Annotated in this window: 19 protein-coding genes; 5 read left to right on the top strand and 14 right to left on the bottom strand. The window is 60.4% G+C overall.

Features of this window, described 5'->3' with window-relative positions; translation table 11 throughout:
• Window positions 1-8 precede the first annotated feature (8 nt).
• From C5L12_RS16370 to C5L12_RS16355, 4 genes are all read right to left on the bottom strand, one after another.
• Entirely contained in the window at window positions 9-1121 is a 1113-nt protein-coding gene (locus C5L12_RS16370) for an efflux RND transporter periplasmic adaptor subunit (RefSeq protein ID WP_105373122.1), read from the bottom strand.
• 33 nt (window positions 1122-1154) lie between these two features.
• Window positions 1155-1439 (bottom strand): EF-hand domain-containing protein, encoded by a 285-nt coding sequence (locus C5L12_RS28165; protein WP_157949063.1) that lies wholly within the window; start codon window positions 1437-1439, stop codon window positions 1155-1157.
• 58 nt (window positions 1440-1497) lie between these two features.
• Window positions 1498-2736 (bottom strand): alpha/beta hydrolase, encoded by a 1239-nt coding sequence (locus C5L12_RS16360; RefSeq protein ID WP_157949062.1) that lies wholly within the window; start codon window positions 2734-2736, stop codon window positions 1498-1500.
• Between the two features lie 97 nt (window positions 2737-2833).
• Entirely contained in the window at window positions 2834-4711 is a 1878-nt protein-coding gene (locus tag C5L12_RS16355; protein ID WP_157949061.1) for a mechanosensitive ion channel family protein, read from the bottom strand.
• A 242-nt stretch (window positions 4712-4953) separates the two neighbouring features.
• Here C5L12_RS16355 and C5L12_RS16350 point away from each other — a divergent pair, with 242 nt between their 5' ends.
• Entirely contained in the window at window positions 4954-5322 is a 369-nt protein-coding gene (locus C5L12_RS16350) for a hypothetical protein (RefSeq protein WP_105373118.1), read from the top strand.
• Between the two features lie 45 nt (window positions 5323-5367).
• On the opposite strand, the gene C5L12_RS16345 is transcribed toward C5L12_RS16350, so the two are convergent.
• The 10 genes from C5L12_RS16345 to C5L12_RS16300 form a co-directional block, all read right to left on the bottom strand.
• On the bottom strand, window positions 5368-6768 hold the full coding sequence (locus C5L12_RS16345) for a sensor histidine kinase (protein ID WP_245422937.1): 1401 nt from the start codon (window positions 6766-6768) through the stop codon (window positions 5368-5370).
• Window positions 6769-7320: 552 nt separating this feature from the next.
• Window positions 7321-8007 (bottom strand): response regulator, encoded by a 687-nt coding sequence (locus C5L12_RS16340; RefSeq protein ID WP_105373116.1) that lies wholly within the window; start codon window positions 8005-8007, stop codon window positions 7321-7323.
• A gap of 181 nt (window positions 8008-8188) precedes the next feature.
• Entirely contained in the window at window positions 8189-9583 is a 1395-nt protein-coding gene (locus C5L12_RS16335) for a M20 family metallopeptidase (protein WP_105373115.1), read from the bottom strand.
• Window positions 9584-9738: 155 nt separating this feature from the next.
• Window positions 9739-11697: a 3-hydroxyacyl-CoA dehydrogenase NAD-binding domain-containing protein gene (locus C5L12_RS16330; RefSeq protein ID WP_105373114.1), complete on the bottom strand. Its 1959-nt coding sequence runs from the start codon at window positions 11695-11697 to the stop codon at window positions 9739-9741.
• Between the two features lie 7 nt (window positions 11698-11704).
• Window positions 11705-12100, bottom strand: coding sequence for a RidA family protein (locus C5L12_RS16325; protein WP_105373113.1), 396 nt, complete (start codon window positions 12098-12100; stop codon window positions 11705-11707).
• On the bottom strand, window positions 12078-12509 hold the full coding sequence (locus C5L12_RS16320) for an acyl-CoA thioesterase (RefSeq protein WP_105373112.1): 432 nt from the start codon (window positions 12507-12509) through the stop codon (window positions 12078-12080). The genes C5L12_RS16325 and C5L12_RS16320 overlap by 23 nt, the downstream gene beginning before the upstream one ends.
• Window positions 12510-12518: 9 nt before the next feature.
• Entirely contained in the window at window positions 12519-13694 is a 1176-nt protein-coding gene (locus tag C5L12_RS16315; protein ID WP_105373111.1) for an acyl-CoA dehydrogenase family protein, read from the bottom strand.
• A complete protein-coding gene (locus tag C5L12_RS16310) occupies window positions 13694-14542 on the bottom strand; it encodes an enoyl-CoA hydratase family protein (protein ID WP_105373110.1) in 849 nt (282 codons plus the stop codon). The genes C5L12_RS16315 and C5L12_RS16310 overlap by 1 nt, the downstream gene beginning before the upstream one ends.
• Window positions 14539-15336, bottom strand: a complete 798-nt coding sequence (locus C5L12_RS16305; protein ID WP_105373182.1) for an SDR family NAD(P)-dependent oxidoreductase — start codon at window positions 15334-15336, stop codon at window positions 14539-14541. Before C5L12_RS16305 ends, C5L12_RS16310 begins: the two co-directional genes overlap by 4 nt.
• A 10-nt stretch (window positions 15337-15346) precedes the next feature.
• Complete coding sequence (locus C5L12_RS16300; RefSeq protein WP_105373109.1) at window positions 15347-17695, bottom strand: bifunctional salicylyl-CoA 5-hydroxylase/oxidoreductase; 2349 nt, start codon at window positions 17693-17695, stop codon at window positions 15347-15349.
• 275 nt (window positions 17696-17970) lie between these two features.
• Here C5L12_RS16300 and mprF point away from each other — a divergent pair, with 275 nt between their 5' ends.
• The 4 genes from mprF to C5L12_RS16280 all read left to right on the top strand — a co-directional run bounded on the left by mprF (window position 17971) and on the right by C5L12_RS16280 (window position 24140).
• Window positions 17971-20553 carry a bifunctional lysylphosphatidylglycerol flippase/synthetase MprF gene (gene mprF, locus C5L12_RS16295; protein ID WP_105373108.1) on the top strand — a complete coding sequence of 861 codons (2583 nt, stop codon included), beginning with the start codon at window positions 17971-17973 and terminating at the stop codon, window positions 20551-20553.
• On the top strand, window positions 20550-21911 hold the full coding sequence (locus C5L12_RS16290) for a virulence factor family protein (protein ID WP_105373107.1): 1362 nt from the start codon (window positions 20550-20552) through the stop codon (window positions 21909-21911). Before mprF ends, C5L12_RS16290 begins: the two co-directional genes overlap by 4 nt.
• Before the next feature lie 352 nt (window positions 21912-22263).
• Window positions 22264-22917 carry a TerC family protein gene (locus C5L12_RS16285; protein ID WP_105373106.1) on the top strand — a complete coding sequence of 218 codons (654 nt, stop codon included), beginning with the start codon at window positions 22264-22266 and terminating at the stop codon, window positions 22915-22917.
• Between the two features lie 266 nt (window positions 22918-23183).
• Complete coding sequence (locus tag C5L12_RS16280) at window positions 23184-24140, top strand: VOC family protein (protein ID WP_105373105.1); 957 nt, start codon at window positions 23184-23186, stop codon at window positions 24138-24140.
• Window position 24141: the final 1 nt, after the last annotated feature.

The following is a 24141-nucleotide window of genomic DNA, read 5'->3' as shown; positions in this document are numbered from 1 at the left end:
GGGTGGAATTACTGGAGTTTCTCGACCACCGTGACCGTCTCGCCGGGCCGCACACCTGCAGCTCCCTGGACGATAACGCGGTCTTTGTCGGAGAGCCCTTCCACAATCTCCCGGGAACCGGCTCCTGCATTTTCGCCGACGACCACTTTGCGCAGTTCAACCCGATTATCCGCATTCACGACAAGAACGGTCCGCCCCTGCTGCGAATTACCGACGGCGGTTTCCGGGACGACAGACGCCGTATGGGTCGCAAGCGGAATGCGAACCTTTGCGAACATGCCCGAGGAAAAAAGGTAGTCACGATTATCGATGATGCCCCTCACGGTCATAGTTCCCGAAGCGGGGTCTATCTCGGGAGAGATGTAGTCGAGCTTGCCGGAGTGGGGGTATCCTTCCTCGGCCTGGAGGCCAAATTCCACTCTGATCTTGCTAAGATCGCCGATCGTCATATTCCGTTCTGCCAGCGCCTTGCGAATTTCGATGACCTGCCGTTCGTTGGCAGAGAAAAGCACATGCATTGGATCGGGCTGGACGAGGGCAGCTAGTTTCGGAGCCGATGCCGCGTTGACATACGCTCCGATGTCGGTTGCGCGAGCTGCAAGAATTCCGTCAAACGGGGCCTGGATCTCGGTGTAGCTGAGGTTGAGCTGTGCGCTGCGGACCTTCGCTTCGGCAGCGGTTACCTGGGCTTTGGCAATCTCATTCTGCGCGACAGCAGATTCGCGCGCCGCCTGGGCGGTCACCTGCTGTTTGGACAACGCCTCCTGCCGGATCAGATTGGCATCCGACTGCTGCAGATTGGCTTGCGCTTGGGCAAGTTCCGCTTCGGCTGACGCCAGACCGATCCGGTAAGGCTCCTGTTCGACCACGAAGACGATGTCGTTCTTGCGCACGCGTGCGCCATCCTCGAAGTTGATTTTTTCAAGCGTTCCCGACACCCTGGCGACAAGATCGACGGCGTTGACCGCCTTCAATGTGCCGGTCGAATGAAGATATCGCGTCACCTGTTGGCGCGTCGGCGATTGCGCGACGACTTTCCTCTGAACCTCCTGTGCGGCGGCGATGCCGTTGAGCATGCAAAGGAGAGGCAGGATCGCAAATACAGTTGTCGACCGGCACATGGTTTCGATTCCCGATGCAGTTACGTCAGCCGATCACTTGAGCGATGAGAGTTCGTCCACCGAGACGAGGCCATCCTTGTTCTTGTCAATGCGGCCGAAGGCGAGCCCATAGCGGCCGGAGGCCTTGATTTTGGCTGCAATCGGCTTTCCTGATTGGGCGATCGTATCCACGAACGTTTTGAATTCGGTCTGCGTAAGCGAGCCGTCACCGCTTTTATCTGCGGTAAGGAAAGCCTGCTCCTGAGCGGCCGCCGGAAGTGCGGTAACAAGAGCAGCGGCAAGGGCAAAAGCCGGCGAAAGAGTTCTGATTACAGACATTGCATTTCTCCTGGTGTCGTTTGCGGTTGATCGTTCGTCACCCGAGATTGGGCGGCGTTCAGCGGTGTCCCGCCGCCGCGGAAGCGGAGAGCAGGGCATTGTCGAGTCTGGGAACGGAGAGCACGATCGTTTCCAAGCCATTGAGAAGCGGGCTGCTGCGGGTTCCATCGGCGAGCGTTCGTCCGATGCCGGCAATGGTGGCATCGTCACCGAATGCCTTGCCGTGGTTCTTGCCGATGCCACCCTTCACGCCGGAAATGTCGTGGGCCGTTATGCCGAGCTCTTCAAACTGCACGATATCGGTATTCTCACCGGCACGGATCTTGCCGCCAAACAGGCGTCTGGAGATCCTGAGCGCACGGTCGTCCTGGGATACGTAGATCTGAATGCGGGAACGAAGCGGTCCAAGCTGGCTGACCTGTGTCCTGAAAACATCCATGTCTACGTCGGGCGCGGCGAGGACGACGGTTCCGATCCGGTCCAGGGTCTTCGCCCCTTTCGATAAGGCGATCTGGCGGAGCGTTTCCATCGTGAGCCAGCCGCCCATTGAATGGGCGACCATATCCACGCCACCCAGTGCGGGCTCATACGTCAGCGTCTCGAGAAGCTGCTGCATGGTGTCGCGGCTGAAGTTGACGGAATCTTTGTCATATCCGTAAGCGGCGGTCAGCCCGCGTGAAGGCCAGCTGAAGAGGATGGGGACGCCCTGGAAGCCGGTATCCTCGACGATCTGGGCAAAGCGCACGACCGAGGAATCGAAGCGGGTACTGTATCCGTGTGTGAAGACGAGAGCTCGGGGCTTGGCTACTGGATCAGCGGAGGGCCACGCTTTCGCTTGCGCGATAAAATCGGAATAGCTCAGCTCTTCTGAGGAGACGAGAGCGATGTCCTTTTTCGGATCCGGGTGATCATCAGCCACAGGCAGGGTGCCTGGTTCCCGCTGGGGTGGCATTGAGATGGTCAGGCTCAGGAAATGGACGCGATTGTCGCGCTCTCCGCTGAAGAGGAAACCGGGTGAGCTTTTTTCTGCAGCCCGGCGCGTCGTGACCGCCAAAATCGTTTTTGTCCAACTTACATCAGCCCCACTCTTCAGCGGAATCAGCACGCCGGCGTCCGGCGTGCTGCAACTGCTCATCGCTGCAATGACAAGCATTGGCACGATGGCGGCGGCTCCATGCTGGCGCCGGCGTCTGCCGTTGATCGCCCGAGCCGAGAGCCTTGGGTCGGGTCTCTTCAAAAGGCGATCCGCTATGGCGCCCCGTCGCCCTGCCGTCGCAAGACGGGCCCTCTTCAGCATGTTGGCTTCCCCCATATTCAGTGGCCGAACGTCCGCGAATACGGAACTTCAGGCGGCTGAAGGTTTATCAAGGCTTGCCGCTCAGGCTATCCCATGTTCATGGTGTAGACGCTCGTGGCGAGGGGACGGGGACTGAGCCATTTGCCTCCCGCACACCGGAAACAAAGACATTCACCTTCCCGGTCAGCAGCTTATCCAAGCCCGCGTCGCCGATCGCCTCTTCGACGAGGCTGGCGATCAACGCTTCCGAATGCAGCGCAACAGGGCGGGACATGTGGAAGGACAACAGGAGCCGCCCGCCAGGCTCCTGTTCATCATTCATCGCGGTGGTGCTGATCTTGCCGATTAGCGCGGCTTGAATGACCGGTTCGCTACGGATTGTTGCCGCAGCGAGCCGGGAAAATCGCTCCTGGTCCGCTCTGTTCGGGAGCCTCGCGACCGGAACGGTCGCGGTGACGCTCGACAGGCGGCGGCTGTAGCTGGCCACCGTCGCAATTTCTCCGAACGGTATCGTATGCAACCGGTCATCGTCATCGCGCAGCCGGAGGCTCCGGAGCTTGATCTGCTCAACTCTGCCTCGGACATCGCCGATTTCGATCATCTCTCCGAGCCGGAATACGTCATCCAGCATGCAGAAAATGCCGTTGATGATATCCTTGACCAGGGCCTGCGAGCCAAGGCTGATCGCAAGCCCGAGGATGCCCGCGCCAGCCATAACCGGCGTGATATCGATGCCAAGGGCGGAGAGTGCGATCAAAGAGAATACGCATGCAATCAATGCGAGGACCGTGAACCGAACCACAGGCAGAACTGTCGAAAGCCGCGCCTGTCGTGTTTCCCTCGCCGCTGCGGCTTCTAGGGCTTCTGGTGGCGTCATCTGTGCTTCGATCCAGACATGCGTGGCAGACCCAAGCCAGGCAGCGACCACCAGCACGACGGAAGCGAATGTCAGGCGTCGCGAAAAATGCGGCCAGTCTGCTGGTGCGACGAAGCCGAAGGTCCCTACGAGCCAATATTCTGCGATGACGCGCAACATTACCGCGATGGCGATGCTGTCGATCGCTACGCGCAGGACAAATAGCAGGCGCATGGTTGCGGGGCGGCGCGACAACGCAATGCTGAGCGCCAGCGTTCGATCAAAAACAAGCGTAACAAAGGTGGCGGCAATTGTGCCCTTGATGCCTCGATAGAGATCGAAGTCGTCGGCAATCCAGCCCCATGTCCACAACAGGAGGGTGAGGAGGGCAAGCCAAATGCCGAACAGATAGAGTTCCGGCCGAAGCCCATGCTGTCGCAGGACATGGAACAGCCGGAAAGTGCCGGCCAGCATTGCGGAAGAAATCGTGAAGGTCAGGAGCTTGACGGAATCAAGAGGCAATCCGTTGCGGCCGGCGGCCTCGAGCACAACGGCATGCAGATGCCCGACGGCGAGGATGGCGCTGCCATACCAGACGGCCTTCTGGGCGCCCTCGTCATCGAGCGCTATGAGCCTGAGCGACGAGATATTCGGCCGAAATATCACGCCCATCAACGTCAGGGTTGCCAACCATCTGATCATTCCCCCGGCAAGATCCACGGGAAACGTCGCTTCGCCCGGGGCAAAGCCAAACCAGCGCACGAGCAAGAGGCGTGCGACGACGATAGCGGCAATCAGCGGCAGCAGATCCCATCCCATGAGCTTGAGCATGCCGATGAAGGGCAGCCGTTCGCGTGCCGCAGCCTGTCTTCTGTCGCGAAGCAGATGGGCAACCGTTGCAAAGGCCAATATCGCCGCACAACTGATTGTCGCCGTTGCGGTTAGATGAGCGGAAACATGCCCGGCGTTCGACTGGAATGTCCGGAGAATGTCTTCGGGCAGGCGGGGAAACGCCAGTATGGCCGCAACGAGTTCAGCTTCCAGCCGATCGGCAAAGGCTTGAATCAATTGCAGCGGAGAGCCGAATTCTGACGCCACCAGTTGAGGCGGTGCGCTCACGGGAGCGATCCCCCTCTCGATACTCCAGTCGATTGCATATCACCCCCGACTCCTCCAACCAGCCGCGGCGATTTCAGGTTCTCCAATGCGCGGTGATCGAGTTTGAACCGGAGCGGAATATCCTGAGAACACTTTCCGAGCCACCCCATGAACATGGCATGTCCCGACGTCACGGTTTTCCGCATGGTGAGGTTCACGCTCAGGATGGCTTGGGCTCTGAAGGTCTCGACAGGAGGAAGATGATGGGTCGCAAAACGGGTCCCGTGCGCGCCGGATTGGCGTTCGTCTATCTAGCGACGTTGTCGATCGCCGGATTGGTGCCGGCACCGGCATCGGCCGTGGTCTATTGCAAAGCGGTAGGTATCCCCAAGGGTTGCGTGGTCCGACCGCCGGCTGCGGCGGTGATCTATTGCACCGCGCCCGGCGTTCCCGTGGGCTGCGTGGTTCGTCCGAGGACGGCGACCGCGATCTATTGCACTGCACCCGGCGTGCCGGTTGGATGTCGGCCCCATCCCGTTGCTGTCGCTCCCCGCGTTGGGGCTCCGGGCGTGGGCGTCGTCGGAACACCGATGAATCGGGGCGGCCCAGTTAACCGGGTAGGCAGACGATAGGACGGCGTATGACCTGTCCGTCTTGGACGGCAGGTCCTATGCCGGTCAGTGCCGCTCGCCTGCAGCGCCATCCCTGTCATCGGCAGAAGGCGTCGTACCGAAGTGACTGGGCAGGATCAGGCTTACCCTCGTACCTTGCTGTCCGGAGGATATGGTAAGAAGTGCGCCGCACAGCTCGGCGCGCCTCTTCATGTTCAGAAGTCCCCGCCCTGTCCGCGGATGAGCCGGTGAGGCAGCGACGCGCGGTATGCAGAGGTCGAACCCGCTGCCATCATCTTCGACGCTGATCCGCCCGCTTGCCTCCTCAGGGACATCATGAATGGTCTCGATGATAACCCGGAGCTTCTTGGCCCCTGAGTGCTTCACGGCATTGGTGACCGCTTCATCGAGCAGGCGGATCACCTGGATCACGTGCCACGGCCGTAACCCCGGAAAAATAGGCAGACCACCCGGCGTCAGCACCTGCCATTCGAGTTGAATGCTGTGTGCGCGTAGCTGTGCCGAAATGCGTTCGCGCCATGAGCCGAGTACCAGCATCAAGTCGCCGTCGATTTCCTCCATGGCATCGATGACGAGGCGTAGGTCTTTCAGTGCGGCACGCGCCGCGTCTCCTATCACTGTTGCGCTGCCGCCATGTTGCTGTTCCGCGAGCGCGACGATGCTGACGAGCTGCCCCCCTAAACCGTCGTGCAGATCGCGCATCAGGCGTGTTCGCTCCGCAGCCAATGCTTCCTTGCGGGATCGTTCCTCCTCGCGCGCGAAACTGGCGCGCAGCTTCTCCTCCGCGTCCCGGACCTGCCTGAACAGGCGGCCCGCAAAATCGTCAGCTTGGTTCAAGGCCCGGACCACGCGCAGGGTGAGGCCGATACCGATTGCAATCAGCACTACCGAGTAGGAGAGACGACCGAGAAATATACGCTCGCCCGGCAGTGCATCGAGCACGGTCAGCGCATCGTGGACCCAGAAAACCAGGACTGCAGTGAGCGTCGATCCGAGGAAAAAGCTGCTTCGTTCGCTTCGGAACAACGCAGACCAGCCAAGAATGACAGCCGTCAGTACAACGAACACGCCGATGCTTGCGGGTCCCAGCAACATATAGGTTGTTCTGACGACTTCGGGATCGCCAATCGCGCTGGCTGCCAAGATGATCAGGCTTGGAAGGAAGACGAACCATCCCAGCCGCGACGAGACCTTAAGGCCAGTGAAACGCGCTGCGAAATGGAGCACGAGAGCGCTTTCCAGCGGGACCGATGCGCCGAGAAAGCCATGCAATATCTGATGGGTGGGGAAAGGGATGAATTGTTGGATAACCCCCACCGCCATAGCCGCCGCAAGCCAACCATAGGCGTGTTCATGGCGCCTGCTGAGCCATATAAAACCGAGGATCGCACCGACAGTTCCCTGCCAGGCAGCCAGGATGAGCGGGATTGTCTGGAACAGGAGCATCCGCTTATCGTACGAAGACCTCAGTTCTGTATCCGGGCCGACATAGATAGTGTCCAGGTATCCCGTGAGTGGCCCCCAGACGAAGAGCCGCAGTGTAATTTCGTTCGGCCCGTCCCGCAGGAGTGCGGATGGAATAGGGGCTATGGCTGGAATGTTGCGATCCACGCGTCCAGCGGTCGGATTGAGGCGGCTATCCAGGATTGTGGCCCCATTGACCGCCACCTCCACCCCACTGGTAAATCTGGGGAGGAAAATCGCCCAAGGTTGCGATGCTTCCGTGGGTGCGCGTTCAAAGCTCATTCTGTAGATGAAAGGCGGCGCGTCGGTCCTTGTCCGCTGGTGCCGGTGAGGCAGGGCGATTGCCAGCCAAACCGCTTCGTCCTGGCGAAGTTCGGCGCTCAACACTTGGTATTGTGCCGGCGGTCTGGGTGGATCCAACTGTAGGAGGAAGATACACGCAGCCATAATAATGAGCTGCAGACCGAGATAGGTCGGCAGCCTCAGATCCCGCGGGCGAGCAATGGTTAAAGTATCGGTCATTAAAAATTGTTTCTACAATTTGATCAGCCCTTGCTGAAGAGCCTCGAATACTGCCTCGCCGCGGGTGTTGACTTCGAGCTTGCGATAAATGTTCTTGATATAACCCGGAACGGTTTGCCGCGATATCCCAAGATGATCGGCTATGTCCGCATAGCTGAAGCCTTTGGCGATGCCCCAGAGGATATCGATCTCGCGGCGGGTGAGTTTTGCGGTGTTGAGGTCGGAGACACGAGAGTTGGTGCCCGGCCCTCCTTGCGTGCGCCTCACGATGAAGCGGGCGATCGACGCCGATATCGGCGAATGACCCCGCAACAGGTTTCGCACCGTATCGGCGATGTCCGTCGGAAATGCATCCTTCAGCAGATAGCCGTTTGCGCCCACCAGAATTGCGGAAATGACGCTCTCCTCATCGCCGAGTATGGAGATCACCATAATCTCGGTGGTGCCGTTGCGTTGCTTCACCTCACGGATCAGCTCCATCCCGTTCCCATCAGGAAGCTGGAGATCGGTCAGCAATACGTCCGGCACGGAAGCGTTGACGATCTGACGGGCCTCGCCGAGGGTTGCCGCCTCTGCAACGCTGAATTCGCTCTCGCGCGACAGTGCATCGCTGATGCGCCAACGGGTCGGCGCGTCGTCTTCGACGATCAGAATCGATACCGGATTGCCGGTACCCCCATTCGACCGTACGGATGACACTTGAATTCCTCTCCGCCCATTTGATGCCCTGCGGGACTATCGCGTAAATCATCCCGCCAGACCAGCCATGATCATGGGGAGCGGTGCATTCCCCTTGGTTGCACGCTCGGCCGTACTCATCGGTCTGCACGAGCGTCGGCGACTTACTTCAAGTAACGAAGGAATACATCCAACTATATGCTCAGACGGCGTCTGAACCGATATCCCAGTAAAGTCCCGCCATGATCGCCAACCCTTCCCTGACGATGGATATCGGCAGATGCTCATTGGCCGCATGCTGCAAGCAACCTGGATAAGAATGTGGAATCCAGATCGTCGGCAGTCTGAGCAGGTCCGAGAAGACGTTGTTGGGCAGCGAGCCTCCCAGGTTGGGAAGGATCGCGGGTGGTGCACCCAGCGTCTTCTCAATGGATGCCGCGACCCGCTTTACCCAAGGGTGATCCGGGTCCAGGCGGCTTGCGCGGAAGGTAGCATCTGTCGGGTCTTTGACGACCACCCGGTCATAGCCGGCCGCCTTCAATGTCTTGCGGACGGCGGGGATGACCGCATCCGGATCAACGCCTACCGGAAAACGTAGCTGGACCCGCGCCCTTGCCCTGGGCGGTATGGCATTGAGCGGTTGAGCGAGATTGCCGCATTCCATCTCCATGACATCGAAGGAACTCCAGGCAAAGACCTTTTCCTCCGGCGTCAGGCCCGGCTCTCCCCACCAAGGTTCGACTGGCGGGTCGCCGTCGGCGGGTGCGATGTGGCAGTCCTTTAAGGCTACCCGGACGTTTTCGGGGATCATTCCCGGTGTCATCTCGGGCACCTGGATGCGGCCGGCCCGATCCACGAGCGTTGTGATCGCATGGCAAAGTTCGATAGCCGGGTCGGAAAGAAGACCGCCCCAATTGCCCGAGTGCTGAAACGTCTCTCTCGTGTTGATTTCCAGATGAAAGGAGATGCCGCCTCGGGCGCCAAGGAATATCGTCGGCCGGTCAAACGAGAGCCGGGGTCCATCGGATGCGATGAACACATCAGCCTTCAACTCCTCGGCATGCGCGGCGCATATCTCCCCCAGGCCGGGCGAGCCGGACTCTTCGCCCATCTCGATCAGGTATTTCAGGTTGAAACCCAAGGACCCCTTGACCGCCAGCAATGCCTCGACTGCCGCTAGGTTCACCGTATGTTGGCCCTTGTTGTCTGCGGTGCCACGGCCATACCAGGCGCCATTTCTCACTCTCATCCCGAAGGGCAAGAGGCCATTGTCCCACTGGTCCTCAAGTCCGGCGACCACGTCGCCGTGGCCGTACTGCAGGACCGTCGTGTAGCTCGGATTCTCCATGCGTTCAGCAAGCAGGAACGGTCCCGGGGCCACCTCGCTTTCATAGATTTTGGTGGTGAAACCGAGCTGCTGAAAGAAGGGCTGCATATTCTTTGTTACGTAATGCCAAAGGTCCGGCCGATTGGCGGCAACGCGACTTACCGAGGGTATTGCGATCCGATCGCGCAGCGTGGCTTCAAAGGAACCGTCGTCCACATAGCTGACGGCCTTGTCGATGGTCGCTTGACGGGAAGGGGGTATCCTCATCATGAAATTCCTGGATTGTCAGGTCGTTGTGGCCCACTCGGGCGATGCTGTTGTCGAAATATGTGACAGATCGAAGCCGAGGTGACAACGAAACATGCATGAGGTTCGGCGGCCTTCTGCGGCGAAAAGGCGCTCTGGCAGATGTGACCTTGGACTCCTCAGCCGTTGAGGAACATTGGTCCACCCCTGTGGGCAGGAAAGCCATAGCCGTTGATCATTACGAGATCGATATCGCTGGCACGGTTCGCAATGCCCTCAGCCAGCAGGGCCTTTCCTTCCGCAGCCATAGCGCTCAACAAGCGACCAAGGATTTCTTCTCTCGAGAAGGTACGGGGTGCGATGCCTTTTTTGGTCCGAGCGGCTTCTATGATTGCGGTGACCTCCGGGTCGATGGTGCGTTTGCCGTCCGGATAGACGTACCAGCCGCGACCGGCTTTCTGGCCCAGGCGACCGGCCTCGCAAAGCGTATCGGCGATCTCGACATAACGCATCGAAGGATCGCGGGCGGCGGTCTGCCGCTTCCGGCGCGCCCAGGCGATTTCAAGGCCGGCCATGTCGTAGACGGCAAACAGGCCCATCGGGAACCCATAATCTTCCAACGCGGCGTCGATCTCGTGCGGCAGGGCGCCGTCTTCCAGAAGGAATTCAGCTTCGCGGCGATAGGCGGAGAAGATGCGATTGCCGATGAAACCTTCGGTGACGCCTGTCACGACCGGCAGTTTGCGGAGACTCTTGGCGACCGCCAGCCCCGTCGCCAGGACATCCGGCGCCGTTTCGGCGCAGCGAACGACCTCCAGGAGCCGCATCACATGGGCGGGCGAGAAGAAATGCAGGCCGAGCACCCGCTGCGGATGGGCGGTCGCGGCGGCGATCTCGTCCGGGTTCAGGTAGCTGGTATTGGTGGCGAGCACGGCATCCGGACGGATAACCTTGTCGAGGCGCCGGAAGAGATCGGTCTTGACGGCGAGATCGTCGAAAACGGCTTCGATGACGAGATCGCAGGGGGCAAGATCGGCGTCCATCGCCGTCACGGAAAGCTTTGCCTTCTGGGCTTCGAAACCGGCCTGGTCCAGACGGCCCGAGGCGACGTTGCGTTCCAGAAGGCCGATGATGCGTTCTCGGCCTTTTTCGGCGGCTTCGACGGTTTGGTCGAGGCCGATCACCGAATAACCGGCGCCAAGGGCGGAGACGGCGATGCCGCTGCCCATCAGGCCAAGGCCGCATATGCCGATCGTCCTGACCGGACGTGGTTCGACGCCTTCAAGACCTTCCACCCTGGTGGATTCGCGCTCGGCGAAGAAAACATGGCGAAGGGCGGCCGCCTCGCGGCTGTCGCGGAGTGCGAGGAAGGTAGCGCGTTCGTCCGCCAGGCCTTCGGCAAGGGGACGATCGGACGAAGTAACCAGCCGGACGGCTTCGGCGGGCGCCTTCTGGCCGCGTGCCCTGGCGAGGATCTTCGCCGAGGTTTTTGCGATTTCGGCCGGATCGGCAGTGGCCATGCCCAACTCGCCGGTGCGGCGGACAGGTTTGCCGGCCAATGCGGAAACAGCGGATATTGCGGCCTCGACAAGGTCCGTGGCCACCGTGTCGACTATCCCTAGTTTCAGGGCTTCCTCGGCCTTCGCCGCACGCCCCGAGGTAATCAGATCGAGTGCCGCCGGGATGCCGATCAGGCGCGGCAGGCGTTGCGTGCCGCCGGCGCCGGGTACGATCCCGAGTTTGACTTCGGGCATGCCGACCTGCGCAGCCGGCGCGGCGACGCGAGAGTGGCAGGCAAGTGCGACTTCGAGACCGCCGCCGAGTGCGGCACCATTCAGGGCAGCGACGACCGGCTTCGACAGGCCTTCGATCTTCTCGATGACGGAAGGCAATGTCGGGTCCGTGGCCGGCTTGCCGAATTCCTTGATGTCGGCGCCGCCGATAAATGTCTTGCCGGCGCCGGTGACAACGACGCCGGTCACGTCGGCTGCCGTTTCCGCGTGCGCAAGCGCTTTGGCAAGACCGCTGCGGACATCGACGGACGTGGCGTTGACTGGCGGATTGTCGATCGTGACGACCAGAACTCCGTTGCGGGTCGTGGCGGAAACCGTGGCGGAAAATTCGATCGTCTTGCTCATGACTGCCTCAGGCCGGAATGACGGCGGTCGCCTGGATTTCGATCTTGGCGCGGTCTTCCACCAGCGCCACGACCTGCATGGCGGCCATGGCGGGGAAATGTTTGCCGATGATTTCGCGATAGACCTGGCCTATGCCCTTGAGGTTGCCGAGATATTCGGCCTTGTCGGTAAAATACCAGGTCATGGTCGTGATGTGCTCTGGCCCGGCACCGGCCTCCGCCAGCACGGCAACGACGTTCTGCAGCGTCTGCCTAACCTGGCCGACGAAATCATCGGTCTCGAACTGGCACTGGCCGTTCCAGCCGATCTGCCCGCCGACGAAGATCTGACGGCCGCTGGCGGCAACGCCGTTGGCGTAACCGATCGGTTTGGCCCAGCCTTCAGGCTGCAGAATCGTGTGCATCATCGTTCTCCAAATGCTGTGTCAGCGCCGCGCGCATATCGTCCGGCCAGGGGAGGGCCTTGTGGGTTTCGTTCGAGATGGCGACGAGCCGCTGCTTTGCCGTCCAGAGCAGCCGGTCGCCGACCCGTACCTCGTATTCGAGATCGGCGGAACTGTCGCCGACCCGGATGACCCTGATGGTGAAATCCATCATGTCGCCGTGATAACCGGGGCTCTTGAACGCGACGTCGAGCGTCACCGTCGGCACCCCGATCTTGCGGTGGTTGATCATCTCCGGCCATGGCGCGCCGAGCGCGCCGAAAAACTCCTCGCAAACCCCGACCATGATGTTCAGGTAGGAGGGGAAATAGGCGATGCCGGAGGGGTCGCAATCTCCGAAGTTCAGGCGGCGGGAGGTCGTGTAAGCCATGATCGTTCCTCACGCCTTCAGAAGTTCGCGGGCAATGATGAGCTTCTGGACCTCGGTCGCGCCTTCGTAGATGCGCAGCGCCCGGATTTCCCGGTAGAGGCTTTCGGTGATCTCGCCGCTTTTCACGCCGCGGCCGCCAAAGATCTGCACGGCGCGGTCGATGACGCTTTGTGCATTCTCGGTCGCGACCATCTTGGCTATCGCGGCCTCCTTGGTGGTCGGCAGGCCCTGTACGTCGCGGCGCCAGGCGGCGCGGTAGGTCAAGAGTGCTCCGGCATCGATCCCGGCCGCCATGTCGCCGAAAGCGGCCTGAGTGAGCTGCAGGTCGGAAAGGTGGTTGCCGAACATCGGCCGCGCCTTGGCATAAGCAACCGCTTCGTCGAGCGCGCGCTTGGCAAAGCCGAGCGCTGCGGCGGCGACCGAGGCGCGAAAGATATCCAGTGTGCGCATGGCGATCTTGAAGCCTTCGCCGGGTGACCCGAGCAGGCGCGAAGCCGGAATGCGGCAGTTTTCGAAGCGGATCGTTGCCAGCGGATGCGGAGCGATCACGTCAATGCGCTCGGCGATCGAGAAGCCCGGATCGTCGGCGAAGACCACGAAGGCGGAAATGCCCCGCGTACCGGGCGCTTCGCCGGTGCGGACGAAGACCGTGTAGACATCGGCGATGCCGCCGTTGGAAATCCAGGTCTTCTCGCCGTCCAGTATGTAGTGGTCGCCGTCCTTGCGGGCGGCGCAGGCCATGGCGGCGACATCCGACCCAGCTTCCTTTTCAGAGAGCGCGAAGGCGGAAATCCATTCGCCCGATTGCGCTTTCGGCAGAACCGTGCGGCGCAGTTCCTCGGAGCCGGAAAGACCGATCGCGCCGGTGCCGAGGCCCTGCATGGCGAAGGCGAAGTCGGCAAGGCCGTCATGCCAGGCGAGCGTTTCGCGGGTGAGGCAGGCGGCGCGGCTGTCGACCGGCTGGCTGCCGCCGGCGCCGGTCGCCGCATCCAGAAGGCCGGCCTGCCCAAGCGCCTTGACGAGTGCCCGGCAGGCGTTGTCGGTATCGGAATGGTCGATATGGGCGAGCGCGCCGGAGGCCGCGAAGGCATCGAGCTTTTCGGCGAGCGCCTTGTGGTTCCCGTCGAAGAACGGCCAGTCGAGGAAATCGCGCGCCGGCCCTTTGAGCGTCGTGGGGGCGGCCATCAATTGCCCTCGAAGACCGGCTTGCGTTTTTCGGCGAAGGCCTCGAAGGCACGGCGGAAGTCCTTGGTGGCCATGCAGATCGCCTGGGCCTGGGCTTCGGATTCGATCATCTCGTCGATGCCCATCGCCCATTCCTGGTTCAGCATGGTCTTGGTCATCGTATGGGCGAACCAAGGCCCGTCGGCCAGCGAATGGGCGAGCTTCACGGCTTCGGCTTCGAGAACGTCGCCCGGATGGATGGTATTGAAGAAGCCCCAGGCCTCGCCTTCGCGGGCGTTCATGGTGCGGCCGGTGAAGAGCAGTTCGGCGGCGCGGCCCTGGCCGATGATGCGCGGCAGGATCCCGCAGGCGCCCATATCGGCACCGGCGAGGCCGACGCGGGTGAAGAGGAAAGCGGTCTTGGCTTCGGGCGTCGCCAGCCGGATGTCGGAGGCCATGGCGAGGATCGCGCCGGCGCCCATGCAGATGCCATCGACGGCGGCGACGATCGGCTGCGGGCACTTCTTCATCGCCTTGACGAGATCGCCGGTCATGCGGGTGAAGGCGAGCAGATCCGGCATCGCCATATGGGTCAGCGGCTCGATGATCTCGAAGACATCGCCGCCGGACGAGAAATTGCCGCCGGCGCCGGTCAGCACGATCGAGCGGATATCGGACGCATAGACCAGATCACGGAAAAGGTCGCGCAGTTCCGCGTAGCTTTCGAAGGTGAGAGGGTTCTTGCGCTCCGCCCGGTTCAAGCGGATGGTCGCGACGCGGCCGTTGTCGCTGGCTTCCCAAAGGAAGTGCTGCGGCTGGTAGTCCTTGAAGGGGCGGAGATGTCCCGCCATCGAAGCCTGCTCGCTCATCCTGCCAATACCTCCCCACCGGCAACCGCGATTGCCTGTCCGTTGATTGATGCAGCTCCGGGCGATGCCAGCCACAGAACCGTGTGCGCGACCTCCTCCGGTTTCACCAGCCGCCCCTGCGGATTGCTTTTGGTAAATTCCTTCAACGCCTGCTCCTCCGTCCGTCCGGTCTTGGCGACGATTGTTTCGATCGAACGGGCGATCAGAGGCGTGTCGGTAAAGCCGGGGCAGACGGCGTTGACGGTGATGCCGGTCTTTGCCAGTTCCAGCGCCAGCGAACGGGTGAGGCCGACGACGCCATGCTTGGCGGCCACATAAGCCGAAACATAGGCATAACCGGTTAGTCCCGCGGTCGAGGCGATGTTGATGATCCGCGCGCCCGCGCCAAAAACCTTGAGATCCGGCAGCACGGCCTGGGTTACGAGGAACACGCCGGTGAGATCGACCGACATGACCCGGTTCCACATCTCCAGCGAGGTTTTTTCGAAGGGCGCGCTCGGGCCTTCGCCGGCATTGTTGACCAGGATATCGATAGGACCGAACGCGGAATGCACCGTCTTCAGGCCGTTGCCGATCGCCATTTCGTCGGTCACGTCGAAACCATCCGCGACGCACACCCTGTCCTTGCCAAGCGTTGCGGCAAGCGCCTCCAGCGGCTCCGCCCGGCGGCCGGCCAGAGTGACGCGCGCGCCGGCCTCCACCAGTGCAGTGGCGATGGCCGCGCCAATGCCCGAGCCCGCGCCGGTGACGAGGGCGTGGCGGTTGGCAAGCCTGGCCGGGGCCGCTTCGGTCATGACGTGATCCTTATTTCGCCGCAGCCGCCGGGCCGACGGCCGGAGGGGCAGCCGCTGCAGCAGCGCGCGCGAGGTTGGTCTCATATTGAGCCTTGCCGGAATAATACTGTTTCGGCCACGGGATGTTGGTCAGGCCGATCTTTGCCGCCTCGTGCAGCACCCAGGCAGGGTCGGCAAGATGTGGGCGGGCGACGGCGCAGAGATCGGCGCGGCCGGCGGCGATGATCGAGTTGGCGTGATCGGCCTCGGAAATCGCGCCGACGGCGATGGTCGGGATGCCGATCTCGTTGCGGATCTTGTCGGAGAATGGCGTCTGGAAGAGGCGGCCATAGACCGGCCTTTCTTCCTTCCAGACCTGACCGGACGAGCAATCGATAAGGTCGGCACCGGTATCCTTGAACATCCGCGCGTAGATCGCCGCGTCTTCAGGCGTGTTTCCGCCTTCGAACCAGTCATGGCAGGAAAGTCGGATGGAAATCGGCTTGTCGTCTGGCCAGACTTCGCGGATCGCTTTGAAGACCTCCAGCGGATAACACGCGCGGTTTTCGTGGCTGCCGCCATATTCGTCTGTGCGGACATTGGTGAGCGGAGAGAGGAAGCTCGACAGCAGATAACCGTGTGCGCAGTGCAGTTCCAGCCAGTCGGCGCCGGCTTCGGCCGCATATCCAGCCGCCCGTACAAAATCCGCCCTGACGCGATCCATATCGTCTCGGTCCATCGCTTTCGGGATCTGGCTGCTCTTGAGGTAGGGGAGTGCCGAAGCCGAGAGCAACGGCCAACCACCCTCTTCGACCGGCTGGTCGATACCTTCCCAGGCAACCTTGGTCGAGCCTTTGCGGCCGGCGTGTCCCAGCTGGATACCGACCTTTGCCGCGGAATTCTCATGTACGAAGGTGACGAAGCGTTTCCAGGCGGCCGCCTGCTCCGTGTTCCAGAGACCGAGGCAGCCGGGGGTGATGCGGGCCTCCGGCGAGACACAGGTCATTTCCCCAAACACGAGGCCGGCACCGCCGAGCGCGCGTGAACCGAGGTGGACCAGATGGAAATCGTCCAGCAGCCCGTTCTTGGCAGAGTACATGGCCATGGGCGACATGACGATCCGGTTCGGCAGGTGCGTTTCACGCAGCGAATAGGGCGTGAACATCGGCGGCAGGGTTCGGCCGTTGCCGGTCACCTCGATGCCGTTCCTCCTGGCGAACCAGCGCTCGTAACCTTCCAGCCATTTGGGATCGCGCAGCCGGAGATTCTCGTGGCTGATGCGCTGCGAGCGGGTCAGCATCGAATACATGAACTGTTCCGGCTCCAGCGTATCGGCATAACGCTGGCCGACCACTTCGAACCATTCCATGGCGTTGCGGGCCGCATTCTGGATGCGGGCGACATCGACTCGGCGGATTTCCTCGTAGGTTTCGAGAACCTGCGGGATGTTTTCCCTGGAATGACCGAGCTTGTTGAACTGGTTGGTAAGCTCGATCGCATCGTCAATCGCAAGTTTGGTACCGGAGCCGATCGCAAAATGCGCGGTGTGGGCGGCGTCGCCCATCAGCACGACATGCGAATTGCCGTTGAAATGGCTCCACTTGCCGCAGATCAGACGGTTGAAGTTCAGCCAGGCGCTGCCACGCAGGTGGCGTGCATTGGTCATCAACTCGGAGCCTTCGAGCACTTCTGAGAACAGGTCCTGGCAGAAGTTGATCGAGCCCTGCTGGTCCATCTGGCCGAGGCCGTGCTTTTCGTAAGCCTCTTCGGTGGTCTCGACGATGAAGGTCGAGGTCTTGTCGTCGAACTTGTAGATATGCGCCTGGAACCAGCCATGGTCCGTCTTGCGGAAATCGAAGGTGAAGGCGTCGAACAGCTTGTTGGTCCCGAGCCAGATATAGCGGTTCGGGCGCACCACGAGGTCCGGCTCGAAAACTTCCGGATAACGGTTGCGGATCTTCGAGTTGAAGCCGTCGGAGGCGATGATCAGGTCGGCATCCGGATAGTCGATACCGCCATTGGCCTCCGTTTCGAACACGAGTTCGACGCCCAGTGCCTCGCAGCGGCGCTGCAGGATGTTCAAGAGCTTCTTGCGGCCGATGCCGACGAAGCCGTGGCCGGACGTGCGCTGGCGCGTGCCCTTGAAGAGCAGTTCGATATCGTCCCAGTGATTGAACGCATCTTCGATTTCGGCGGCACTTTCCGGGTCCCAGGCCTTCATCGACACCATGGTGGCGTCAGAGAACACCACGCCCCAGCCGAACGTGTCGTAAGGTTTGTTGCGCTCGACCACCGAGATCGAATGCTCGGGATGAAACTTCTTCATCAGGAGCGCGAAATAGAGGCCGGCCGGGCCGCCACCGATACAGACGATGCGCATATCCAAGTCCTCCTCACAGTTCACCGTTTATTATTTTAAGTTTAAACTATATGGCTTCGGATCCGGCCGTCAAGCTTATAATTCGTGAGCCGCCCTGGCTATGGTCGTCTTGCGAGCGCCCCTCTCGCCGGTGGGACCAATGGGCCCGACGGCATATTGAAGACTGGGACTGCGCTTTAACGATATCAGACACATTATAGCCGCGATCCCGTTGCTTTTGCTGCGCGTCTGATCAAAATCCGGGCGCGAAATCTTTCTCAGTATCGGCAACCAAAATGGAATCCACGGATCGTCAGCCCAACCGCTTTCGAGACCTCGTTGAAACGTATCGTTCTTACCTCATCGCGCTCGCGGTGCTGCTGGTCTTCGCCTTTACGACCTTTGCGATCTACGATCTCACGACCGAGGTCAGCTATGACGACGTGATTGAGGCGCTCGGCCATACCCGTTGGTCTTCGATCGGGTTGGCGATCTTCTTTACCGCGTTGAGCTTTGCGGCGCTCGTCGGCTACGACATGAACGCGCTTGCCTATATCGGTCGGTCATTGCCGCCGGTGCCGGTCGCAATGACAGCGTTCAGCGCCTATGCGGTCGGCAACACCGCTGGCTTCGGGGCGCTCAGCGGCGGGGCTATTCGATTCCGGGCCTATTCGCGTCTGGGGCTTTCTCCCGATGATATCGGCCGGGTCATCGCCTTCGTTACGCTTGCTTTCGGTAGCGGATTGTTGGCGGTTACTGCTTTCGCGTCGCTCGTTACGGCCCCGCGGATCGCGGCAATCGTCCATATAAACCAAGGCTGGGTGCGAGCCGTGGCGGTTCTGATCATCGCGGTTCTTTTTGCATTGGTTGTATTGGGGAAGAACGGTCGGACCATAGCGATAGGCCGCTTGAACATCCGGCTGCCGGACACCCGTACATCGTCGCAGCAGTTTCTGGTCACTGTGCTCGATATCGCCGCTTCGTCGTCGGTCCTCTACGTCCTCTTGCCGCAGACCGAAATCGGTTGGCCGTCATTCCTGGCAATCTATGCTACCGCCGTGGGAATTGGGGTACTCAGCCACGTGCCGGCAGGTCTTGGTGTCTTCGAAACCGTAATCATCGCGGCTCTTGGCAGCACGGTCAGCGTCGACGAGGTTCTTGGCAGCCTCGTCCTCTACCGTGTCATCTACCACGTTCTGCCTCTGCTGATCGCGACACTCGTCGTTATCGGTCTTGAAATTCGGCAGCTAGCCCATCATCCGGTTGCGTCGACCTTGCGAAAACTGGAATTCCGGCTGGCACCGCCCCTGCTTGCCACTTTTGCGATGATCGCGGGGGCAATGCTGATCTTTTCCAGCGTCACTCCGACGCCGGATTCCGATCTTGACCTGCTTTCCAGCTATCTGCCGCTGCCGTTGGTGGAAGGCGCGCATTTCCTGTCAAGCATTTTCGGACTTGTGTTGTTCGTCGCTGCGCGCGGCATTGGGCAGAGGCTCGACGGAGCCTGGTGGACAGGGCTGGTTTGTGCCGCGTTCGCTCTTGTCTTTGCCTTTGTACGTGCGGTTGCTCTTTTCGAAGCAGTGTTCTTGATCATTCTTCTTGCGGGGCTAGCTCTCAGCGCCAAACAATTCAATCGGCGGTCTTCGATGTTTGGTCAGGTTCTGACACCGAGCTGGATGACCGCAATGCTGGTCATTGTTGCCGCAGCCGTTACTGTCCTGCTTTTTGTATATCGCGAGGTGCAATACACCCACGAGCTGTGGTGGCAGTTTGAATTTGCCGAAGAGGCGCCACGTGGCCTGCGTGCTGCGCTCGGTCTTACGATCTTTGCGGGAATGCTCTCTCTTTTCAGTCTGCTCCGACCGGCGGCATTTCGCTCGCCACCGTCAACGACCGGCGACCTTGAGGCGGCCATTCGGATTGCGATGTCGCAGGACAACGCCGACGCCAACCTGGTCCGAATGGGCGATAAGCGGCTGATGTTTTCCGAAAGCGGACATGCGTTCATCATGTATGGGATTCAGGGCCGATCCTGGATTGCACTTTTCGATCCAGTAGGAGCCCGAGAGGAAACCGCCGATCTGGTGTGGCGTTTCATCGAGGAGGCACGTGCCCGAGGCGGGCGGGCCGTCTTCTACCAGATATCGCCAGATCTTCTTTCCCATTGTGCAGATGCGGGGCTGAGGGCTTTCAAGCTGGGTGAACTTGCAATCGTCGACCTCACGCGTTTCGATCTCAAAGGCAGTCGCCTCGCGAGCCTTCGTCAAGCGGTTAACAAGGGAGCGCGGGAAGGACTGGAATTTTCGGTGATCGACCAGCCGGAGGTCATGGCTTCGATCGAGGATCTTAAAGCGGTTTCCGATGCATGGCTTGCGGAGCATAATACCCGTGAAAAGACCTTCTCGCTCGGTTCCTTCCGCGACGACTATGTGAGCTCTCAGGCCGTTGCCGTTTTGCGAAAAGAAAATCGTATCGTTGCTTTCGCAACGCTGTCGGTCACTGATACGAAGCAGGAAGGAACCGTTGATCTGATGCGTTTTGCGCCCGAAGCTCCCAGGGGATCTATGGATTTTCTATTTGCGAAGATCATGGAATATCTCCGCGACGCCGGTTATGCGCAGTTCAATCTTGGCATGGCGCCGCTCTCGGGTATGGCTGCACGCGAGGCAGCGCCGGTCTGGGACCGGATCGGCGGCATCGTGTTTGAACATGGCGAACGGTTTTACAATTTCAGGGGATTAAAGGCCTTCAAGTCGAAGTTCCATCCGATCTGGAAGCCACGGTACCTGGCCGTTGCAGGTGGCGTGAGCCCTGCCATCGTGATGATGGACGCGACGCTTCTGATCAGCGGCGGCTTGAGAGGAGTGGTCGGCAAATGATGTCTATACGTTTTCTCGTCATCTCGCTTGCCGCATGGTTGTATATCACGGGGGCTGCCGGTCAGCAGCCAGGCTTCAATACGGGAATGATCCCGGCGCCTCGTATCCTGTTGCCGACCAATAGCGCCGATCTCAACGGTATTGTCTTTCTGATATCCGGCGGCGAAGGTTGGAGCGCTCGCGAGGATGTCCAGGCGCAGGCTGCAGTGGATGCCGGTGCCGCAGTGGTCGGTATCGATTTCCCGTCCTACATCAAATCGCTCGCGGCGGACGACGGCGGCTGCGTCTACATGGTTTCCGATGTCGAAGACCTCTCCCAGCAGATTCAGCGGCGGATCGGCAATTCGAATTATCGCCATCCGATCGTGGCTGGCCTCGGTGAGGGAGGAGCGCTGGCGCTGGCCATGGTCTCGCAGAGTCCCAATGCTACGATTGGCGAGGCGATTGCAGTCGACCCGGTTGCGGGCATACCGCTCTCCAAGGAGCTTTGCACTCCAGCTCCGAAACAGAAAGTCGGTGATCGCACGATCTACGGCTTCGACGGCGGCTCCTTGCCGACGGCGGTTACGATCATTTCGACCGCAGCGGCCGATATTGCCGGAAAGGCGCATGCCCAACGACTGAAGCAGGAACATCCGGAAGTGCAGCTTGATGATTCTGCCTCACCCCCCGAGGCGGCGCTCTCCCAAGCGCTGGCGGTCGGCCTCTCAGCAGCAAGTATGAACGACCTGCCGCTCGACCTGCCGCTGACCGTGCTGGAAGCCAAACCAGCAATAAACACGATGGCCGTGATTTATTCCGGCGATGGCGGGTGGCGCGATTTGGACAGCGAGGTTGGCGGCTATCTGCAATCGCAGGGCATACCAACCATCGGGGTGGACTCCTTGCGCTATTTCTGGTCGGAGCGGTCCCCCCAGGGGACGGCGGAAGATCTTGCAAGGATCATCGAGCACTATCGTCGCCAATGGAATGTTCAGAACGTCCTCCTTGTCGGCTATTCCTTCGGTGCGGACGTGTTGCCGGCCACCTACAATCGCCTCGCGCCTTCGGACCGGGAACGAGTGAAACAGATCACCCTTTTGGGCTTGTCGCACCAGGTTGATTACGAAATTTCCGTGACCGGTTGGCTGGGAGCCGAGGGATCCGGCAAGGGTGGAGATCCCGTGGATGACATTGCGAAGATCGATCCCAAACTCATCCAATGCGTCTATGGCACGGATGAAGATGACGATCCCTGTCCCACGTTGAAGGATCGAGGCGTCGAAGTCGCACCGATCGAGGGTGGTCATCACTTCGATGAAAACTATCAAGCTCTGGGCAAGCGCATTCGCGACAGTCTCCAGACACGTCTTAAATAGCGCCTGCGATTCCGCGCTTATTCTGCCCGACAACAGTGGAAGTTCCTGGATGATCTTGTCTGGCTTTAGGCCGGTCAGTGGGAATATGGGAGTGGCAACAGAGACCTCAACTCAACACTTGAGTTTCTGTCGTCGGGCCGTTAAATCTCACGCCACCAGACCGGGCCCCTCTGGCAGTTCGTCTTGAACTGTGATGTCGGACTGGAATCGTCCAAGTTAGGTGCCTGGTGTTCGTGGCGGTCTCCAACGAAAACGGCAGTGAACCTACGGCAGGCAAAATGTCAGTCGTATGCTCCTGCTGAACTACCATCGCGACATGAGGCATTCCACGCCATAAGAGATTGGGTGCCAAATGATGGAAATCTTCACCGCAGAGGCGTTATCTGCCCTCCTGCAAGTTATCATGATCGATCTTGTCCTTGCCGGCGATAATGCGATCGTCATCGGTCTTGCTGCAGCTGGACTGCCGAAGGAACAGCGGGCCAAGGCAATCCTCGTCGGTATCATTGCCGCGACTGTTCTTCGTATCGGGTTTGCGCTTGCTACCACGCAGTTGCTGCAGATCGTCGGCTTGCTGCTTGCAGGGGGCGTATTGCTCCTGTGGGTTTGCTGGAAAATGTGGCGAGAACTGCGTACACCGCATCAGCAGGAGGACGAGGCGGCTGAGGCGCTCGAAGGGGTGGATCTCAATAAAGACGGCACCATTGCCGGTGGCGCGCCGCGCAAAACCTTCTCGCAGGCTGCCTGGCAGATCGTTATCGCAGACGTCTCAATGTCGCTCGACAACGTCCTGGCTGTCGCCGGCGCAGCCCACGAGCACCCTGAAGTCCTGATCTTCGGTCTGGTTCTGTCGATCGCTCTCATGGGTGTCGCCGCAAGCTTTATCGCGCGTCTCCTCAACAAGCACCGGTGGATCGCTTATGTCGGTCTTGCCGTGATCCTCTACGTGGCGCTCGAAATGATCTGGCGCGGCGCGGTGGAAGTCATGCCCTATCTCGGCGGCTGATTATTCGCGGCGCGGTGAGATCTTCACCGCGCCGCCTTTGCACGACCGGTACTCTTGCTCGCTGCTCGCGAGCCTATCCCCTCCTCAATCAAAACTTATGGCCCTGCAGCAGAACCTATTCGTCATGCCGACGATCTGCTTTTATGCCTTTACCATGATGCGGCGTTCGTCGCCGGCCGCGTTGAGGTGGAGGACGCGGCTTTCGTTTGGAGGAGAAGGCGTCTTTCCGCCTGGCGCCTATGAGCTAACCGCTCGGGACAGACCCAATGACCGAACCCTGTTACGATGTCGCCCATCTGGGTCACGTGGAACTCTACACTGATCGTTTCGATGAAAGTCTGGATTTCTTCACCCGCATCTACGGGCTCACGGAAAATGGGCGTGAAGGCGATAGCGTTTATCTGCGAGCTTTCGACGACTACGAATTCCATACCCTGAAGCTCACCAAGCACCATACCACGGGTGTCGGTCATATCGGCTATCGCACATCGTCCGTGGAAGCGCTTGAGCGGCGCGTCAAAGTAATTGAGGAAAAGGGCTGGGGCGTCGGCTGGATGGAAGGCGATCTTGGCCATGGCCGCGCCTACCAGTTCAAGAGCCCCGACGGTCACCTGTTCGAACTCTACTGGGACACCAGGGAATATGTGGCGCCGCCGGAGGAAAAGCCGGCACTAAAAAACATCGCCCAGCGTTACCATGGCCGCGGAACGTGTCCTCGGCGCCTTGACCACGTCAATCTGCTCGCCGCCGATGTCAGCCTCATGCGAGAATTCATGATCACGGCGCTCGGCAGCCGGGTGACGGAAATGATCCAGCTCGACAACGGCCGTCTCGGCGGCTGCTGGTTCACCATCAACAACAAGACCTATGACCTCGCCTGCTCCGAGGATCATACCGGTTCGCATGGTCGCTTCCACCATGTCACCTATGCCTGCGACCAGCGCGAAGATATCCTGCGCGCCGCCGACATCTTCCTGGAAAATGGCGTTCACATCGAGTCCGGCCCGCACAAGCATGCGATCCAGGGCACGTTCTTCCTCTATGTCTGGGAGCCGGCCGGTAATCGCGTTGAACTCGCCAATGCAGGCGCCCGCCTGATCTTGCGGCCCGACTGGAAGCCGGTCGTCTGGACCGAAGCCGACCGCAAGAAGGGCCAGGCCTGGGGGATGAAGACGATCGAAACCTTCCACACGCACGGCACGCCGCCGGCTCTGCATAAGTAAA

It is taken from the genome of Neorhizobium huautlense, from assembly GCF_002968575.1.
Taxonomy (GTDB): Bacteria; Pseudomonadota; Alphaproteobacteria; order Rhizobiales; family Rhizobiaceae; genus Neorhizobium; species Neorhizobium huautlense.
The sequence above is the reverse complement of the archived record's forward strand: the minus strand, read 5'-3'. Positions and strand labels throughout refer to the sequence as shown.

What these genes read in the sequence shown, in the direction of transcription:
- C5L12_RS16280 (WP_105373105.1), top strand. Translation starts at nt 23,184, where the DNA reads ATGACCGAACCCTGTTACGATGTCGCCCATCTGGGTCACGTGGAACTC.
- mprF (WP_105373108.1), top strand. Translation starts at nt 17,971, where the DNA reads ATGGAATCCACGGATCGTCAGCCCAACCGCTTTCGAGACCTCGTTGAA.
- C5L12_RS16315 (WP_105373111.1), bottom strand. Translation starts at nt 13,694, where the DNA reads ATGGCCGCCCCCACGACGCTCAAAGGGCCGGCGCGCGATTTCCTCGAC.
- C5L12_RS16305 (WP_105373182.1), bottom strand. Translation starts at nt 15,336, where the DNA reads ATGACCGAAGCGGCCCCGGCCAGGCTTGCCAACCGCCACGCCCTCGTC.
- C5L12_RS16345 (WP_245422937.1), bottom strand. Translation starts at nt 6,768, where the DNA reads ATGCTCCTGTTCCAGACAATCCCGCTCATCCTGGCTGCCTGGCAGGGA.
- C5L12_RS16360 (WP_157949062.1), bottom strand. Translation starts at nt 2,736, where the DNA reads ATGCTGAAGAGGGCCCGTCTTGCGACGGCAGGGCGACGGGGCGCCATA.
- C5L12_RS16320 (WP_105373112.1), bottom strand. Translation starts at nt 12,509, where the DNA reads ATGGCTTACACGACCTCCCGCCGCCTGAACTTCGGAGATTGCGACCCC.
- C5L12_RS16325 (WP_105373113.1), bottom strand. Translation starts at nt 12,100, where the DNA reads ATGCACACGATTCTGCAGCCTGAAGGCTGGGCCAAACCGATCGGTTAC.
- C5L12_RS16290 (WP_105373107.1), top strand. Translation starts at nt 20,550, where the DNA reads ATGATGTCTATACGTTTTCTCGTCATCTCGCTTGCCGCATGGTTGTAT.
- C5L12_RS16370 (WP_105373122.1), bottom strand. Translation starts at nt 1,121, where the DNA reads ATGTGCCGGTCGACAACTGTATTTGCGATCCTGCCTCTCCTTTGCATG.
- C5L12_RS16350 (WP_105373118.1), top strand. Translation starts at nt 4,954, where the DNA reads ATGGGTCGCAAAACGGGTCCCGTGCGCGCCGGATTGGCGTTCGTCTAT.
- C5L12_RS28165 (WP_157949063.1), bottom strand. Translation starts at nt 1,439, where the DNA reads ATGTCTGTAATCAGAACTCTTTCGCCGGCTTTTGCCCTTGCCGCTGCT.
- C5L12_RS16300 (WP_105373109.1), bottom strand. Translation starts at nt 17,695, where the DNA reads ATGCGCATCGTCTGTATCGGTGGCGGCCCGGCCGGCCTCTATTTCGCG.
- C5L12_RS16335 (WP_105373115.1), bottom strand. Translation starts at nt 9,583, where the DNA reads ATGATGAGGATACCCCCTTCCCGTCAAGCGACCATCGACAAGGCCGTC.
- C5L12_RS16310 (WP_105373110.1), bottom strand. Translation starts at nt 14,542, where the DNA reads ATGAGCGAGCAGGCTTCGATGGCGGGACATCTCCGCCCCTTCAAGGAC.
- C5L12_RS16285 (WP_105373106.1), top strand. Translation starts at nt 22,264, where the DNA reads ATGATGGAAATCTTCACCGCAGAGGCGTTATCTGCCCTCCTGCAAGTT.
- C5L12_RS16330 (WP_105373114.1), bottom strand. Translation starts at nt 11,697, where the DNA reads ATGAGCAAGACGATCGAATTTTCCGCCACGGTTTCCGCCACGACCCGC.